Genomic DNA, 16,328 nt, shown 5'->3' on the forward strand with positions numbered 1-16,328 from the left:
TTTTTATACCAAGGATAAAATAAAAGCAATCGTTCAAACAAAAATAATTTAATGGACTTTATTTACAACCCTAGAAAAATCATAAAAGATAAATATAAAAGGCTCCCAATAATGGGAGCCTCATTAATATAGAATGGTTAGTAATTATCGTGAGCGACGTGCTCGAACTGCATCAGCTAACTGACGAAGAACGGCTTCTGTATCATCCCAACCAATACATGCATCAGTAATCGATTGCCCGTACGTTGCAGCACAACCATCGACTAAATCTTGACGACCTTCCACAAGATGAGATTCAATCATCACCCCAAAAATAGCGTGTTCACCATTAGCAAGCTGGTCACTCACATCTTGTGCCACCACCATTTGACGATTGTAGTCTTTCGAGCTGTTTGCGTGGCTGAAATCGATCATCACTTTTTGTGGTAAACCCGACGCTTCAAGCTCTTGCTTAATCACACCTACGTGTTGTGCACTATAATTTGGCTCTTTACCACCACGCAAAATAATGTGGCAATCTGGATTACCCGCAGTTTGAATAATGGCAGAGTGGCCAAACTTCGTCACTGACAAAAAATGGTGTGAAGCACTGGCAGAGCGGATCGCATCGGAAGCGATTTTTATATTGCCATCCGTACCATTTTTAAAGCCAACTGGGCAAGAAAGTCCAGAAGCTAGCTCTCGGTGAACCTGAGATTCTGTTGTACGAGCACCAATAGCGCCCCAACTGATAAGGTCGGCCACATATTGAGGGGTAATCATATCCAAAAATTCACTGGCTGTTGGCATGCCCATATCCGTTAAATCAAGCAACAATTTACGCCCCATGCGTAAACCATCATTGATTTTATAGGTATCATTTAGGTAAGGGTCGTTAATTAAACCTTTCCAACCCACCGTGGTACGTGGCTTTTCAAAATATACGCGCATCACGATTTCAAGGCGATCACCCAACTCGTCACGCAATACTTTCAGTCGCTTACCATATTCAACCGCCGCCTCAGGGTCATGAATTGAACATGGACCAATAATAACCAATAGGCGATCATCTTTATCTTGCAGAATGTTATGGATCGCTTCACGTGCTTGAAATGTGGTTGAAGAAGCAATTTCTGTCGCTGGAAACTTTTCTAAAACGGCAACAGGGGGTAATAACTCTTTAACTCTTTTAATTTTTACATCATCGGTCTGGAACATTGCTTACTTCTTCCTTTCTATTCTTTCTACTGCCTGCCATATGAACAGCGATGGCGAATCTAATTTGCAGCCTTGCTTTCGGCCTTCCCTTGTAACTTATCCACTAAAAACCTCAACTTCAATCATTATTTTCATCAAAAGGCAATATTATTATATTTTTTACAAAACAAGCATCATGTAAAAAATTCGTTACATGGAATACTGTTGTCAGATTTTTTGCTTTATGCTGTCTCAAGAGTGCAATATCTTGTTGATATTGCTAAGGTAGATGAATAACAAATAAAAATAGAAGTTCAACAATGAACGTGATCGAATTTAGTAACGTCAATAAATGGTATAACGATTTTCACGCTTTAAAAGATATTACGCTGCAAGTCCAACGTGGTGAAATATTAGTCGTTTGTGGTCCCTCCGGCTCTGGAAAATCAACGTTAATCCGGACTGTAAACCGGCTAGAAGCCATTACTGAGGGCAGTATTACACTGCGCTCAGCTCAATCAAACGCTTCATTATCAGCAGGGAAAATCGGTATGGTTTTTCAACATTTCAATCTGTTTCCGCATTTAACTGTTATCGAAAACTTGACACTTGCTCCTATTCGCACCTTGAAACTCTCAAAATCCGCAGCAAGGGAACGCGCACTGCATTTTCTAGAGCGCGTCAATATTGTTGAGCAAGCCGATAAGTACCCGGTGCAACTGTCTGGCGGCCAACAACAACGCGTCGCTATTGCTCGCTCACTGTGCATGCAGCCAGAGATTTTACTGTTTGACGAACCCACTTCTGCGCTTGATCCTGAAACCATTCAAGAAGTGTTGGATGTCATGATCGATCTCGCTCAAGATGGTATCACCATGATGTGCGTGACTCATGAAATGGGCTTTGCGCGCAAAGTGGCAGATCGCGTTATCTTTATGGATGAAGGAGAAATCTTGGAAATTGCGACACCAGAGGTGCTGTTTAGCCAACCTAAACACCCTAGAACACAACAGTTTCTCAAACAAATCCTCAGTCACTGATGATAAAAGTCATGATCAAACCTGTGCTGTCTGCTGCTGCACAAATGGTACTACTGTTGTTAGGTATGATGTGGTTACTCAACTCTGGGGCTCAAGCGATGGGCTACCAATGGCAGTGGGAGCGTGTTCCTGACTACATTGCATTTTATGAAGATGGTGAATGGTGGCCTGCAGAGCTTATCGAGGGCTTAGTGGTTACCTTACAAATCTCTGCCATCAGTCTGTTTTTAACACTGGTGATTGGGCTTGCGACAGCACTATTAAAGCTTTCAAACTCTATCGTTGGACGGCTATTAGCGAATGGTTATATCGAGCTTATCCGTAACACACCTTTGCTGGTTCAAATTTATCTGCTTTACTTTGTGTTTGGTCCCGTGATTGGGCTGGATCGCTTTTCCACTGCTGTTGTTGCTTTGTCCTTGTTTCAAGGCGCGTACACCGCTGAAGTGTTTCGTGGTGGATTAAACAGTATTGCCAAAGGTCAGTTTGAGGCGTCTCAATCACTCGGGTTATCGCGCTTTTATACTTACTACGATGTGATCCTCCCGCAACTGCTTCAACGTACATTACCTCCGTTGACCAATGAAGTAGTGTCGTTAATTAAAAACTCTTCAATAGTCAGTGTAATGGCGATTTTCGACCTCACCACACAAGGTAGAAACATCGTGTCTGAAACCGCTATGCCATTTGAAATTTGGTTTACCGTCGCGGGTATTTATTTGCTGTTAACGCTTTCTTTATCGGGGCTTTCAGCTTGGCTAGAACATAAACTGGGCGCTCAGTGGCGCTCTCAAAAATGAACCAGAAGAAGGGAAATAACATGCAACCATATGGAAAAATAAGCTGGCGAAAACGAGGCTTTTTGAGTATTGCATTCAGTGCACTATTGGGATTGGCCGTCTCACTACCAGCGACCGCAAGTGACACGCCTAACCTAGATAAAATCAACGAACGAGGCACGCTACGTGTGGGCATGTCGACGTTTGTACCTTGGGCAATGCGCGATAAGCAAGGTGAGTTGATCGGTTTTGAAATTGATGTCGCTAAACGCTTAGCTGCGGACTCAGGTTGGAAAGTTGAATTTGTACCGACAGCGTGGGATGGAATTATCCCCGCACTTTTGGCCAAAAAATTTGATGTAATCATTGGTGGTATGTCTGTCACACCTGAACGTTCAAAAAGCGTACTATTTAGCGCCCCTTATTCTCACTCAGGGGTACAACTTGCGGCAAGCAAAGCACTCGCGACTGGCTTTTCAACTTTTGATGACTTTAACTCTCGCAAAGTGAAAATTGCGGCTCGCCGCGGCGCGTTTACAGTGCAAGTCGCACGTGAAACCTTTCCCAAAGCAAAAGTTCTGCAATTCGATGACGATGCGCAAGCGTTCCAAGAAGTGCTCAATGGTAATGCTCACGCAGTGATTGCCTCTAGCCCTAAACCAGAACATGAAACGGTCAAACACAGTGATAAACTGTTTATTCCTTTTAGCGAACGTTTATCAAAAGGCAATGAAGCTTTTGCTGTTCGTCTGGGTGAAAACGATAAAAGAGTCTTTTTTGATCAATGGATTGAAGCGCGCACTGCCGATGGTTGGCTCAGTGAGCGTTATGAATATTGGTTCTCAACGCTAGATTGGCAAAAGCAAATTGCTTCAGGGCAATGATGCTAGGGAACAAATGTGAATACAACGACAGCATTGACCACTAAAACGATGAGCCCACCCAAGGTGTCACGCCTATCGCTCGATAAGCTAGATTACTTATTACTGGTGTTATTTACCTGCTTCGCGCTGTGGTTGACCTACCGCGCAGATGTTGGTGTGAACTACCACTGGCGCTGGAACGATGCTTTTGCTCTGATATTCACACCAAAAGCAGACGGCAGTACGCCCTACTTCTTTCAAGGGCTTGCTGCTACTTTACGCTTGAGCATTTGGGGCATGTTGCTTGCCCTAGTACTTGGCACGCTACTCGGTGTGGCTCGTCACGCAAATAATCCTTTGTTTAAACTGCCCGCTAATGCCTTTGTGCAGTTGGTGCGTAATATCCCACCATTAGTATTTGTCTTTATCTTCTACTTTTTCATCTCAAACCAGTTGATCCCTTTGCTTGGGTTAGACACTTTACTGCGTGATCACCATGGGCAAATTAATACCATTCAACAACTACTGTTTGGCCCTGCTCATTTATGGGAAAACTTACTTTCTGGCATTTTATGTATTGGCCTACTCTCTTCGGCTTACATTGCTGAAGTAGTCCGTTCCGGACTGGCAGGTATTGCGCAAGGTCAATGGGAAGCGTCGCATTCTCTCGGACTTTCTCCTTGGGTCAAATATCGCTATATCATTGCTCCGCAAGTGCTCAGTGCCATTACGCCAGCATTAGCAGGACAAGCTATTTCGCTGGTGAAAGATTCTTCTATTGTCTCGCTTATTTCTATCCAAGAAATGACGTTTGTTGGCACTGAAATGGCCAATTCATCAGGGTTGATTTTTGAAATTTGGTTGCTGGTGGGTAGCTTTTACCTAGCCATATGTCTAACCCTGTCATTGCTATTTAAGCGCCTTGAGAGACACAGTTTGCGCCACCTTTGATGCGTTAAAGATCGGCAACTGACATTTAATTCTTGAATATTTAGCGATTGCGCCCCCATAATTGAGAATGAATATCAGTTAAAATCTATATCAATCGACATTAAGCAGGTAAGAATCATGATGGAATACGTTGCCGAGTGGTTAGAAAAAGATCCCGATCCTAAAACGCGTAAAGAGCTTCAATCATTAATTGATGAGCAGCAACTTGATGCCATTAAAGAGCGCTTTCAATCACGCCTTGAATTTGGTACCGCAGGTTTACGTGGCAAAGTGGGATGTGGGCCTAATCGCATGAACCGCCTTGTCATTCAAGAAACCGCAACGGGCTTAGGGCACTACTTAATTCAAAAAATAGCTGATGCGAAAAATCGCGGGGTAGTGATCGGTTATGACGGACGACCAGATTCACAACAATTTGCGCATGATACCGCTTCTGTACTGACCGCATTGGGCATTAAGGTTTACCTTACTTATAAAGTCGCCCCTACCCCCGTAGTGGCATTTGGCGTTAAACATTTTAACGCAGCCGCTGCCGTGGTTGTGACTGCCAGCCACAACCCGCCAGAATACAATGGGTTCAAAGTATATTGGGAAAATGGCGCGCAAATTATTCCACCTCATGATGGCGGTATTGCCTCGGAAATTGACCTAGCAGCAACGCGAGCGGTTTCTCTAATGCCCCTAGAAGACGCTCATAAAAAAGGGCGACTGGAATGGCTGACTGACGATTATTACCAAACGTATCGCCAGACAATCAACCAAAATCCACTACTTAACCATCATTCTGATCCAAAAAGCATCGCCATCACTTACACAGCAATGCATGGGGTCGGAGCTGAAATGGCAGAAACGTTACTCCATGATGCAGGTTTCACTCGCGTCAGTAGTGTAAAAGAACAGCGTGAACCTGATGGCCGATTCCCGACCGTCAACTTCCCTAACCCTGAAGAATTAGGGGCAATGGATATGGTTACCGCGCTTGCTCATGCGCAATGTGCCGAGCTCGCTTGTGCTAACGACCCTGATGCTGACCGATTTGCCGTTAGCGTAAGAAAAGCCGATGGCACTTATCAAATGTTGACTGGTGACCAAGTTGGCATCTTATTTGGGTACTACTTATTATCGAAAAGTGAAGCTAAAAAACAATTAGTCGGTAACACCATTGTTTCATCCAGTTTACTTGGAGAAATCGCTCAATCAATGGGGGCGAAATACTTCCAAACGCTGACGGGTTTTAAATGGTTAACCAATGTGGCCATGCAAGAACAAAATGATGATCATCAATTCTTATTCGCTTATGAGGAAGCCTTAGGCTACACCATCGGTAGTACTGTTTGGGATAAAGATGGCCTGTCTGCATTGGTCGCTTTTGCTCAATTAGCCGCAGAGCTCTACAGCCAAGGCAAGACCATTTGGGATCAATTAGAAGCGATCTATCGCCAACATGGTTTGTACGTCAATGCACAGCGTAGCATCAAATTAGATCCGAATTCGCCGCCGGTGGGGGATAAACTTCGCGCACAACCTCCGACAGAAATTGCAGGGCGCAAAGTGTTGGTAATTGAAGATCTAAAATCATCGATTCGCTATATCAGCAGCGGAGTAAACGAAGTGATCAACTTACCCGCTAGCGATGTGCTCACCTATCATCTAGAAGGTGGGGCGCGAGTGATCGTTCGCCCTTCTGGAACTGAGCCGAAACTAAAATGTTACTACGAAGTGGTCGGCACTTTTGAAGGAGATGAAGATTTCGCCTCTGCTCAGCGAAAGGCAGATGAACAAATGGCAATGTTGATTGCCGAGCATCAACGCAGTTTGTAAAAAACCATTGATATTGCGCAGTAGTGAAAGCGGTTATGCCGCTTTCACTGGCAATTTGACTACTTAGCGATAAAAGAGCTGAGCATCCAACAAGCAAGTAACACAAAAACAACGCCCATGAACTTGTGCTGATTAGTTCGAAACTTCTCATTTTCTAGCAAGGAACGTCCAAACGTTCCGGCCAATGTGACCAATAAAAAATTAAACGTCAAGCCAAGAATATTCAGTAACAGTCCTAACGCGAACATTTGTTCACCCGAGGTTGCACCAATATTGCTTGAGACAAACTGCGGTAAAAACATGACAAAGAATACCAGTGCCTTGGGGTTGAGTAAGTTACTAACCAAAGCACGTTGGTAGAACTGAGCCGCCATTTTATGGTCGTTATCAAGATCAGGCATATCTGCCGGGGTTGCACGCAAGCAATCCCAGCCCATTTTTAGCAGGTACGCACCACCTAAAAAATGCAATACGTTTAACGCTAAAGGACTCATGGCGATTAACGCAGATACCCCCAACGCGGCAAGTAGCGTCAGAATGATGCCCGAAGTAGCATTACCTAAACTTGCAAAAATGCCTACACGTCGCCCGTAGCTCATACTTGAACTGGCGATCAGCAACATATCTGGTCCAGGAAGCAGCAATAGGGCAATCACTGCCGTAAGATAAACAGGCAAGATGGAAATATCGATCATGATGAGATTTTATTAAAAACAAGAAGCGGCGGATTTTATAGCAACAATTTCATTATTACCACCACCAAAAACCACTTTAAACGACATTGTTAGATTATTATTTCACACAAACTGAACGAAGAGTAACACTACAGCGCTGTTTTCTATCCTCGTAGATTCATCATGTAATACAATCACTTGATCAAATTTCGTAGCTTGATATGTTCACTAGTATGAATAAGGATTTTTGATGAGTACCGTGATTTTGGATAATCAACACCCAACCTCTAAGGGATATTGTTTCTGGCAAGGGACACTTGCCATGCTGCCACTAAGTATTGCCGTCTTACCATGGGGATTACTTGCCGGCTCATTTGCTATAGAAACTGGCTTATCTCCATTTGAAAGCCAAGCCTTGTCTGCGATTTTGTTTGCAGGCTCTGCGCAGTTAGTGGCTACCGGCATGTTCAAAGCGGGGGCTGGGTTGTTCACCATGCTAATCACCACATTTTTCATAACGTCTCGCCATTTTTTGTACAGCGTATCGATGCGCAGCAAAATTAGCCTACTCCCTATGCGCTGGCGCATAATTTTAGGTTTTTTGCTTACTGATGAACTGTTCGCGATTTGCGGGCAGCATGACGAAAAGCAGTTTAACCGCTGGTACGCATTAGGAGCAGGACTTAGCTTTTACCTCATTTGGAACCTAGCCACCCTAGCCGGTATTATTGCAGGCAGCTATATTCCCTCCTTAAACGAACTTGGATTAGAATTTGCGGTTGCTGCAACCTTCATTGCCATTGTGATCCCCAACGTGAAAACCTTACCAGTGTTCATGGCAGTGCTAACCGCTTTGATACTTTCTGTTGCATTAAAAATGTGCAACGTGAACGGCAGCCTTATGTTTGCCAGTATTGGAGCTATGTGCGCGGGTTATGTAACTGAACTTGCGCTTGAACCTCGCAGAGGGAAATAATCATGATTATGCTTTCTATTCTTGCGATGACCGCGCTTGTATTTACCAGTCGCTACCTGTTTTTAGAGCCCAAGCTGCCACTGCGACTCAGTCCTGCTATTCAACGTTTACTTAGCTATTCAAGCCCTGCGGTATTGACTGCCATATGGGCGCCCATCGTATTTATGCCAGAGACCGATTTATGGATTAATGCGCACAATCCTTATTTATGGGCAGCAGCACTCGCGGGATTGATTGCTTGGAAAACCAAGAATGTGCTTCTAACCACGGTCGCTAGCATGGTGGTATTTCTGGTACTTAATTTGATAATTTTCACTCATTAATAGTCGTGGTTAACGCCTAAATAAGACTTAGTTGGAATCTCCACTCGCACCATTATTCAGCTAACCATTCAATTTCTATAAGAGTTTCTTGAGCGGATTTTAAACGTCCTAAAAATACATCACCGCAGTGTACTTCCCCTACACCTTGAGGAGTCCCGGTCATGATCACATCGCCATCGCGCAACGAAGTATAGGATTTTAGCTCTTCTAAAATGGTAGACGGTGAATAGAGCATCTGATTGACACCACCGCACTGCACTCGAACGCAGTTGATGAATAGCTCTAACTGCAAGCTATTGATGTCGATACCATCAAGCGGGACAAATCGACTGAATACTGCTGAGCCATCAAACGCTTTTGCTCTCTCCCACGGCAATCCTTTCGCTTTAAGCTTTGATTGCAATTCGCGCTTTGTGAGATCCAAACCCAAACCAACCGCTGAATACTTTCCGTTTTCAACTAAAAAACAAATTTCCGTTTCATAATGCAGTGATTCTTGATGGAAAGAAGTCAAGGTGGTGGTAATGCTAGTATTCGGCTTGTTAAATACTACCATTTGCTCTGGTATAGCGTTGTTGAGCTCTTTAATGTGCTCAACATAATTACGACCAATACACAGTACTTTTGAAGGGGAGATTCGTTGGTCACCCAAACGGACTGAATACATACAATCTTCCTTGATATGAATGAGATGAGCGCAGAGTTTAACCGATATTCCTAACTAGGAAATAAATTTGATGATTCAAATATAAAAAGTAAGATCTTCAACTCAAAGCGAGCCAATCGCGGCTATCCCTTCTTGCACCACAACAACACATATCGCACTACCTTAGTTCACTCTTCGAGACGGATAAAAAACAATATTATTATTTTTCATATAGTTAAAAACTGGCACGCCATCTGCTATCTATAAAATACAAATGCACGGCAGCGTTTGTGCTTCTTTTCAGTGTTAGGCAGAACACTGGCAAATTCATGTTCTTTGACCTCCCTATGGGAGGTTTTTTTTGATACAAACACCTCTCCCATTTATAAACCAGATCATTCAATTTCTAAGCAACTAACGCTATAGCCTCAAATAACAAAGAGAAATCCTTGATTGGTTTAATCATGATAAATCAGTATGATTCAACCACTTTTCATGTCTGTACGATTTATATGAGCCTAAAACACCATCACCCACTCCAAGGAGCAAGCTGGATGCTGCTTGCCGGACTCGCTTTTGCGATAGTTAATAGCCTCGCTCAAGTCGCCAGTATCAATTATGGTCTGTCATCCACCACTGTTGCACTCATCCAATACGCTATTGCACTGGTAGTGATCTTGCCTTATTTATCAACACTCGGCATTCGTCGTTCACTCCGTACCCAACATTTGGGGTTACATATTTTCCGTGTGTTTTTATCCGTTATCGGTATTCAGCTTTGGTTATGGGCCCTCGCCTATCCTGTACCTATTTGGCAAGGTATTGCCCTATTAATGACATCACCACTCTTCGCCACCATTGGCTCTGGGCTCTTTTTAAAAGAAAAAGTGGGGATGGCTCGTTGGGGAGCAACACTAACTGGTTTTATTGGCGCGATGATCATTCTAGAGCCTTGGGCTGATAATTTTAATTGGGCTTCACTACTCCCTGTGGGGGCTGCTTTTTTCTGGGCTTGTTACTCATTAATGGTAAAAAAACTATCTTCTGAAGATTCACCTTCAACCATGGTCGTTTACTTGTTAGTGCTTATAACACCCTTTAACCTTTTATTAGCACTACCGGAATGGCAAACTCCAGAAGGCAATACATTATGGCTAATATTACTTTTCGCCGGTGCAATGACAGCATTAGCTCAATGGGCTATTGTCAAAGCCTATGCCGTGGCCGACGCTTCTTTTGTTCAACCGTTTGATCACGCAAAATTACCATTAAATGTGCTGGCTGGCTGGGTTGTATTTGGTTGGGCACCACCAGGACGTTTATGGCTAGGCGCAGCTATCATCATTGCTTCGGTCGCCTTTATTACTCGCTGGGAAACAAAAAAATCATCACGCTGAAATAAAAGGTGTGATAAGCCTTTCCTATTCTTTAAGCGAAGATTGTTGAGGAAAATACAATGGCGGAACCCATTAAAATCACGTTATACCGTTGGGCTGGCAGTTGGGGACCATTTAAAGTCAATATCCCTTGTGGAGAGTGCACGCTAACCAAAGATATTCTAACTGACACCTTTAACAACGAATTGGTGGATGTTGCTGTTGAACTTGAAGTGAAAGATTGGCTTTCTCACTGGTGGGAGCCGCTCAAATTAGGGGCATGGCATGCACCGATTCTAGTGATAGAGGGAAAAGTTGTTAGCCAGGGTGAAGCTTTGAATCGTGGAGTCTTAGTTCAAGCTGTGATCAACGTGTGGGCTCAGCGTGATAATTTAAAAGGCAATATTGTTTATGGTAAAGCAACATGCCCATACTGTATTAAAGCGAAAAAGTTGCTCGATGAGGCTGGTATTGAATATACCTACCATGATGTCGTTAAAGAAAGTGCCGCTTTGTATCGAATGATCCCTGAAGTCAAAGCAATTATTGGTCCTAAAACGCCTGTGACTGTCCCACAGATCTGGTTGGATGATCGTTATATTGGTGGGTGCGATAAGTTGGAAAGTTGGCTGAAAGAAAAAAAATTGGATACCGTGCCTGATAATGTGCTCGACCTTGGAAAGGTAACCGCTAATCGATAACACTACCCTAGACAATCATTAGTATCTCAACAGTCTCAGTTTACATTGAATAGATAAAGTAAAGCCCCAGCCTAGTGATAGGCTGGGGCTTTTAATTCGTCATCGTTTATTTGTGGCTAAACTTCTTAACCAACGCCTTAATGAAAGACTTTTTCTTTGCTTGTGGCTTACCATTCATTGAGTCATACATTGCTTTTTTAGCAATGATTTGTCCAACGTAAGCTCCACCTAATTCATAACCCATGAACCACCTCAAATGTAATTTAATTACTTAACTGAGGCAGATTGTAGCTATAAAAACCAATAAAACAAGACAAATATCACACTTTTAAGTAATTAAATTTCAATCAACTACGTTTGGGTTGCTTGTAAGTCTTGCCAGCCGACAAATAAGTCTCTTTTTGTTTGACCTCAAACATCGCATCAAAAAACCACGCAATAAATTTGATCACATCGTCACCTTCATTCATGATGTGCTCAACAAACTCTTCCTCTTCACCTTGCTCATTTTCTTGAATGATCACATGGTAAATTCGTTGTTCACCATCAACTTCCGCCAAAGCAAATTGCCCAGTTAATGACTGTGCAGCCTCAGCAATCTCTTGATCTTCATTGGTTTTTAGTACTTCTAATGCTTGAGGTAACGTTTTCTGTTCACACAGTTCTTTGACTAGTGCCTGAAATTCTTCTTGATGCATTCTCATTTCCATCGGTTAACGTATTGGAGATTATATATCTAAACCAGATCAATATGGATGAGTAAGCCTAGAAAAATTAGGCGAACTCGGTTTGCAAGTGACGCTGGGATGACAATAGAACCAGTAACATCAACGACCCCGTGGCCAAATAGAAGATGCCTAAAGCTGGCTGATTAGTCACCCAAACTTTAACAAGATGCCCACCGAGTAACCCAGCCAAACACATTTGAACTGAGCCCGACAAAGCAGAAACCGAGCCTGCTTGCGTTTTATGTGGAGCAAGCAGCATGCTGGTTGATAAAGGAAAAGAAATACCTTGGGCAATGGTCAACCAAGTAAACGCCCAAACTAAATTAAATACACTCAACGGTGTGGCTAACAACCACGCTCCAGCAAATGACATCAGTATTATCGCTAACATCAGTAATTGCCGAGAAGAAAAACGACCATTAAGTAAATTAACCAAAACACTGCCGATCATCAACCCAGCCGAGGGAACAATCATCACAGTGCCATACTCAGCAGCCGTTAAGCCAAGTTGATTCTGTAACAAGAAAGGTAAAACAGATAACGTTACTAAGCTCGATAAATAACTAATCCAGTTGTAGCTGGCACTACTCAATACCTGTGGGTTTTTAATCAATAGCAAATAATTATGGCAAATTTTGCTCGGTTCAAATCGACGCTTAGAATACGGTAATGTTTCAGGTAGTACCCACAACCCTAAAATAAAAATAGCGCAAATATAAGCCAACACGAAGACAAAAACGGCATGCCAACTTAAGTGAAATGCTATCCATCCGCCCATCACTGGGGCGATGATCGGCATCACTGAAGCGGTGATCGCGATATAAGACAACGCCTTGGTCAGTTGTGAGCCGTCGTAACTATCTCGTAATACGCTACGCCCAAGAACTGAAGCACTACCAGCCCCAAGACCTTGTAATAAACGTCCGGCTTCTAACATAGTGAAGTTATCAGAAAAGCAAACACAGAGCACAGTGCCAACTAGGTAAATACCTTGCCCTAAAATGAAAGTAGGCCGCCTTCCTACTGCATCAGATAACGGTCCGTAAAAGAGTTGAGAGGCACCAAACCCAAGCAAAAACAAGGTCACCAATAGTTGCACTGCAGCTTGATCTACCATCAAATCTCGACTGATGAGTGGCAATGAAGGCAAATAAATACTCACCCCGACTTGTCCCGTCGCAATGATCATCATCGCAAGTAACATGGGGGTTTTCTTAAATGATGTGCTGCTAGCGCTATTCATAGGTAAGTGAGTTGGCCTTTATCAGTGGCAAAAGTGGTATTACGAAAGGTTTTCAGTATATATTGGCAACTCATACATGATAATTTAGCTTTCAGGAAATGGATTAGTTCCCCCTTGGAATTAATAAGGTAAACATGGATTGGATACAAAGTGTTAAAACTTATATTAGAGTGGTGGAAGATGGCAGTTTTAACGGCGCCGCTCGTAAACTTAATACCACCAGCTCTGCCGTCAGCAAACGTGTACATTTGTTAGAAGAAAGGATTGGCGTACAACTGCTTAAACGAACCACACGTTCCGTCACTCAAACTGAAGCTGGTGCATTATTTTATCAACGCGCTAAAGCCCAGTTAGACAGTTGGCAGTCTGTGGTCGATGAAACCCGGTCGGTCAATCAAACCCCCGCAGGCTTATTAAAAATTGGCGCAACGCTTTCGGTCGGCTCTAAGTTTCTCATGCAATATTTGGATGAATTCCTACAACGCTACCCAGACATTCGCATTCAACTTACCACCACCACACCTGGGCAACTTCCTGAATTACATTTAGATTTATTCATCAGTCGTGAAATCGATCAGCTCAACTCACTCAGTTTTAAGGCTACTCCACTGTTTGAGCATAAAGCAGGATTTTATGCCTCCCCTCAATATATTGAAAAATATGGAATGCCCAAAAATGCGGATCAACTCGAACAACATAACATTCTGATATGGGGAGAATATACGTCGCGGGAACTGAAAACATCCACCGGCCAACGTCTTTCTTTGTCAGGCAATTTCGCAACGACCAATCCAGAAGCGCTGTTTTATGCAGGTAAAAATGGTATGGGAGTCATTGTAACCAACAATGTGATGATCAAAGAAGACCTTAAATCAGGAAGTTTAGTTAGGATATTACCTGATGTGACCGTCGATCAAGCCACAGTTTATGCTTATTACCCAAAGCTTGACTATCAACATACTAGGACTCAGTTATTCCTCAATTATTTAAAAGAAAAACTGCCTCCTCAACTCACTCTATAGCCAATATTTTGCAACCCATTAGTCACAAAAAATTATTTTGTCTAAGCGGTTGAATGAACGCCACTTTCACTTTCTACACCTAAAGTCGTAAACAAAGTTGCTGGAAAAATAGACTAACCTGCACCATAGTAACTAAGTGCATATTATTAAAATAAACTGAGTGCAACATTATGACTAAGACATCATTGGCTAGAGATGCAGTTAGTCTGGATACCATAAACGAGCTATTGGCACTTGATAATAACGAGCTATTCGATAGAGCAACTTTGGTACTGCATACCCATTTTCAAAGTTTTTGTACATGCATTATCGAACTGGATAAACTGCATCACAAAGCCCATACCTTATCTTATGCCTGTGAAAACCGGCTTATCAACGATACATGCTATCAACTGAAGAACACTCCTTGCGAACAAGTGGGTAAATCGAAGCAAGAATACTGCTTATACCCTTCACAAGTGGCTAAAATTTTCCCCGATGATAATTTTCTTCGTGAAAATCATATTGAGTCTTACATCGGTATCCCACTACGTGCTAAAAATGGAGAAGTGTTAGGCATCCTAGTGTCTACTTTCTGCTCGCCAGTTGACGATGAACACCCTATCGTAAAGTATCACAGCATTATTGCCAGTATGGTGGTACACAGCCTACGTAATAAGTGGCTCAGTGAACGTTCAGATAGCCTTGTTAACCAGCTCAGCCACGAAGTATCTCACGATAACCTAACAAACTTAATGAACCGCAGTTATCTCTCAGACAAATTAGAGCGTTTGATCGAAACCGTCAATGAACCGTTTACTTTAGCGTACTTAGATATTGATAACTTTAAATCTATCAATGATTTATATGGACATTACATCGGTGACCAAGTCATTAAATTTGTTGCAAATACAATACTAGAACATATTCCTGAAAAAAATTTAGCCTTTCGTATTGCTGGTGATGAATTTGCCTTCATTACCTTCTCCAAAGACCCACTGGCCATTTGTCGAAACATAATAAGCAGCATTGAAAGCGGCTACGTCGATACATCACATCGGATAAAGATGAGCCTTAGTATTGGTATTGCCAAAAAACACCAAGAAAATATCAGTTCAGATCAATTGATATTAAATGCAAGCTTGGCACTGAAAGATTGTAAACAAGTGCGAGGAGAACACATCAGGTGCTACGACAGTGTTCTCAGTGTACAATATCACCGCCGCACACAGATCATTGATGCCTTACGCTATGAACTGGATAAAGCGCCCGGTTGTGATAGTGAAATATTCGTTGTTACACAGCCCATTGTCAGGCGAGCACATGATGAGTGGGACTATTTTGAAGTCCTTGCTCGCTGGAATAGTGAAACACTTGGTTCCATTTCTCCTTTAGAGTTTATTGAAGCTGCCGAGCAATCAGGGCTTATTGTTGATCTCGGTAAAAAAATTGTTGAACTCGCTTGTATCGCAAAACTCGAGCTTGAAAAAGGTCTCGGTTATAAGGTAAAACTTGGCCTTAATTGCTCCGCTTATGAATTGTCAAATTCAAACCGTTATATCGACCACCTAATGAAAACTATTGCTCAATTTGGTTTTGAGCCAAATGAATTTACTATCGAGCTCACTGAAACCGTGCTGCTTTCTCAAACTAGCGAAGTACTGGATATCTTAGATAAATTAAGGTTTGTCGGCTTTACCATCGCTCTAGACGACTTTGGTACGGGTTACTCAAGCCTCAACTATATCCATAGCTACCCTATTGATTGTATTAAAATTGATGCAACGTTCATTAGAAATATGTTGTGCAATGAAACTTCAGAACGAGTGGTCTGGCTTATTGTACAGCTCGCTAATCAGCTGCAAGTTGATTTGATTGCTGAGGGGGTTGAAAGCCAAGAAGCGCTCGAAAAACTGTATGCGATGGGGTGTGATCAAATTCAGGGTTATTATTTTTCTCGGCCAGAGACACCGCATTCCATCGTCAGCCACTGGGACAATATCAAACAAGCACGCCGGGCATAAAAAAAC

The 16,328-nt window shown here is 42.7% G+C and carries 17 protein-coding genes; 11 read left to right on the forward strand and 6 right to left on the reverse strand.

Features of this window, described 5'->3' with window-relative positions:
* Positions 1–144 precede the first annotated feature (144 nt).
* Positions 145–1,197 (reverse strand): 3-deoxy-7-phosphoheptulonate synthase AroG, encoded by a 1,053-nt coding sequence (aroG, locus tag HGG78_RS14235; RefSeq protein ID WP_053311680.1) that lies wholly within the window; start codon positions 1,195–1,197, stop codon positions 145–147.
* A 299-nt stretch (positions 1,198–1,496) separates the two neighbouring features.
* On the opposite strand from aroG, the gene HGG78_RS14240 reads away from it, so the two are divergent.
* The 5 genes from HGG78_RS14240 to HGG78_RS14260 all read left to right on the forward strand — a co-directional run bounded on the left by HGG78_RS14240 (position 1,497) and on the right by HGG78_RS14260 (position 6,630).
* Positions 1,497–2,216, forward strand: a complete 720-nt coding sequence (locus HGG78_RS14240; RefSeq protein ID WP_172533287.1) for an amino acid ABC transporter ATP-binding protein — start codon at positions 1,497–1,499, stop codon at positions 2,214–2,216.
* Positions 2,216–3,016, forward strand: a complete 801-nt coding sequence (locus HGG78_RS14245) for an amino acid ABC transporter permease (protein WP_053311678.1) — start codon at positions 2,216–2,218, stop codon at positions 3,014–3,016. Before HGG78_RS14240 ends, HGG78_RS14245 begins: the two co-directional genes overlap by 1 nt.
* Positions 3,017–3,036: 20 nt before the next feature.
* Positions 3,037–3,879 (forward strand): transporter substrate-binding domain-containing protein, encoded by an 843-nt coding sequence (locus HGG78_RS14250; protein ID WP_172533288.1) that lies wholly within the window; start codon positions 3,037–3,039, stop codon positions 3,877–3,879.
* A gap of 48 nt (positions 3,880–3,927) precedes the next feature.
* Positions 3,928–4,809 (forward strand): amino acid ABC transporter permease, encoded by an 882-nt coding sequence (locus HGG78_RS14255; RefSeq protein ID WP_172533306.1) that lies wholly within the window; start codon positions 3,928–3,930, stop codon positions 4,807–4,809.
* Between the two features lie 117 nt (positions 4,810–4,926).
* Positions 4,927–6,630 (forward strand): phospho-sugar mutase, encoded by a 1,704-nt coding sequence (locus HGG78_RS14260; protein WP_172533289.1) that lies wholly within the window; start codon positions 4,927–4,929, stop codon positions 6,628–6,630.
* Between the two features lie 59 nt (positions 6,631–6,689).
* On the opposite strand, the gene HGG78_RS14265 is transcribed toward HGG78_RS14260, so the two are convergent.
* Positions 6,690–7,325 (reverse strand): LysE family translocator, encoded by a 636-nt coding sequence (locus tag HGG78_RS14265; RefSeq protein WP_172533290.1) that lies wholly within the window; start codon positions 7,323–7,325, stop codon positions 6,690–6,692.
* Positions 7,326–7,554: 229 nt separating this feature from the next.
* Here HGG78_RS14265 and HGG78_RS14270 point away from each other — a divergent pair, with 229 nt between their 5' ends.
* Both HGG78_RS14270 and HGG78_RS14275 read left to right on the forward strand, forming a co-directional pair.
* Entirely contained in the window at positions 7,555–8,280 is a 726-nt protein-coding gene (locus HGG78_RS14270; RefSeq protein WP_172533291.1) for an AzlC family ABC transporter permease, read from the forward strand.
* Positions 8,281–8,282: 2 nt separating this feature from the next.
* Complete coding sequence (locus HGG78_RS14275) at positions 8,283–8,603, forward strand: AzlD domain-containing protein (protein WP_053311673.1); 321 nt, start codon at positions 8,283–8,285, stop codon at positions 8,601–8,603.
* A 52-nt stretch (positions 8,604–8,655) separates the two neighbouring features.
* On the opposite strand, the gene HGG78_RS14280 is transcribed toward HGG78_RS14275, so the two are convergent.
* Positions 8,656–9,270 carry a fumarylacetoacetate hydrolase family protein gene (locus HGG78_RS14280; protein WP_172533292.1) on the reverse strand — a complete coding sequence of 205 codons (615 nt, stop codon included), beginning with the start codon at positions 9,268–9,270 and terminating at the stop codon, positions 8,656–8,658.
* A gap of 491 nt (positions 9,271–9,761) precedes the next feature.
* Between HGG78_RS14280 and HGG78_RS14285 the strand changes: the two genes are divergently transcribed.
* The gene (locus HGG78_RS14285; protein ID WP_053311736.1) at positions 9,762–10,646 is read left to right on the forward strand and encodes a DMT family transporter; all 885 of its coding nucleotides are present in this window, start codon (positions 9,762–9,764) and stop codon (positions 10,644–10,646) included.
* A 59-nt stretch (positions 10,647–10,705) separates the two neighbouring features.
* On the forward strand, positions 10,706–11,326 hold the full coding sequence (locus tag HGG78_RS14290; RefSeq protein ID WP_172533293.1) for a glutaredoxin: 621 nt from the start codon (positions 10,706–10,708) through the stop codon (positions 11,324–11,326).
* Between the two features lie 106 nt (positions 11,327–11,432).
* Here HGG78_RS14290 and HGG78_RS14295 read toward each other — a convergent pair whose 3' ends face one another.
* The 3 genes from HGG78_RS14295 to HGG78_RS14305 all read right to left on the reverse strand — a co-directional run bounded on the left by HGG78_RS14295 (position 11,433) and on the right by HGG78_RS14305 (position 13,297).
* Positions 11,433–11,570, reverse strand: a complete 138-nt coding sequence (locus HGG78_RS14295; RefSeq protein WP_168524445.1) for a hypothetical protein — start codon at positions 11,568–11,570, stop codon at positions 11,433–11,435.
* A gap of 103 nt (positions 11,571–11,673) precedes the next feature.
* A complete protein-coding gene (locus tag HGG78_RS14300) occupies positions 11,674–12,024 on the reverse strand; it encodes a hypothetical protein (RefSeq protein WP_053311670.1) in 351 nt (116 codons plus the stop codon).
* 76 nt (positions 12,025–12,100) lie between these two features.
* Positions 12,101–13,297 carry a multidrug effflux MFS transporter gene (locus tag HGG78_RS14305; protein WP_171980649.1) on the reverse strand — a complete coding sequence of 399 codons (1,197 nt, stop codon included), beginning with the start codon at positions 13,295–13,297 and terminating at the stop codon, positions 12,101–12,103.
* Between the two features lie 134 nt (positions 13,298–13,431).
* Here HGG78_RS14305 and HGG78_RS14310 point away from each other — a divergent pair, with 134 nt between their 5' ends.
* Together HGG78_RS14310 and HGG78_RS14315 are read left to right on the forward strand one after the other, a co-directional pair.
* Positions 13,432–14,319 (forward strand): LysR family transcriptional regulator, encoded by an 888-nt coding sequence (locus HGG78_RS14310; RefSeq protein WP_172533294.1) that lies wholly within the window; start codon positions 13,432–13,434, stop codon positions 14,317–14,319.
* Positions 14,320–14,489: 170 nt separating this feature from the next.
* Positions 14,490–16,322: a putative bifunctional diguanylate cyclase/phosphodiesterase gene (locus HGG78_RS14315; protein ID WP_172533295.1), complete on the forward strand. Its 1,833-nt coding sequence runs from the start codon at positions 14,490–14,492 to the stop codon at positions 16,320–16,322.
* Positions 16,323–16,328 lie beyond the last annotated feature (6 nt).

Origin of the sequence: Vibrio aestuarianus (assembly GCF_012395185.1) — a bacterium.
Taxonomy (GTDB): domain Bacteria; phylum Pseudomonadota; class Gammaproteobacteria; order Enterobacterales; family Vibrionaceae; genus Vibrio; species Vibrio aestuarianus.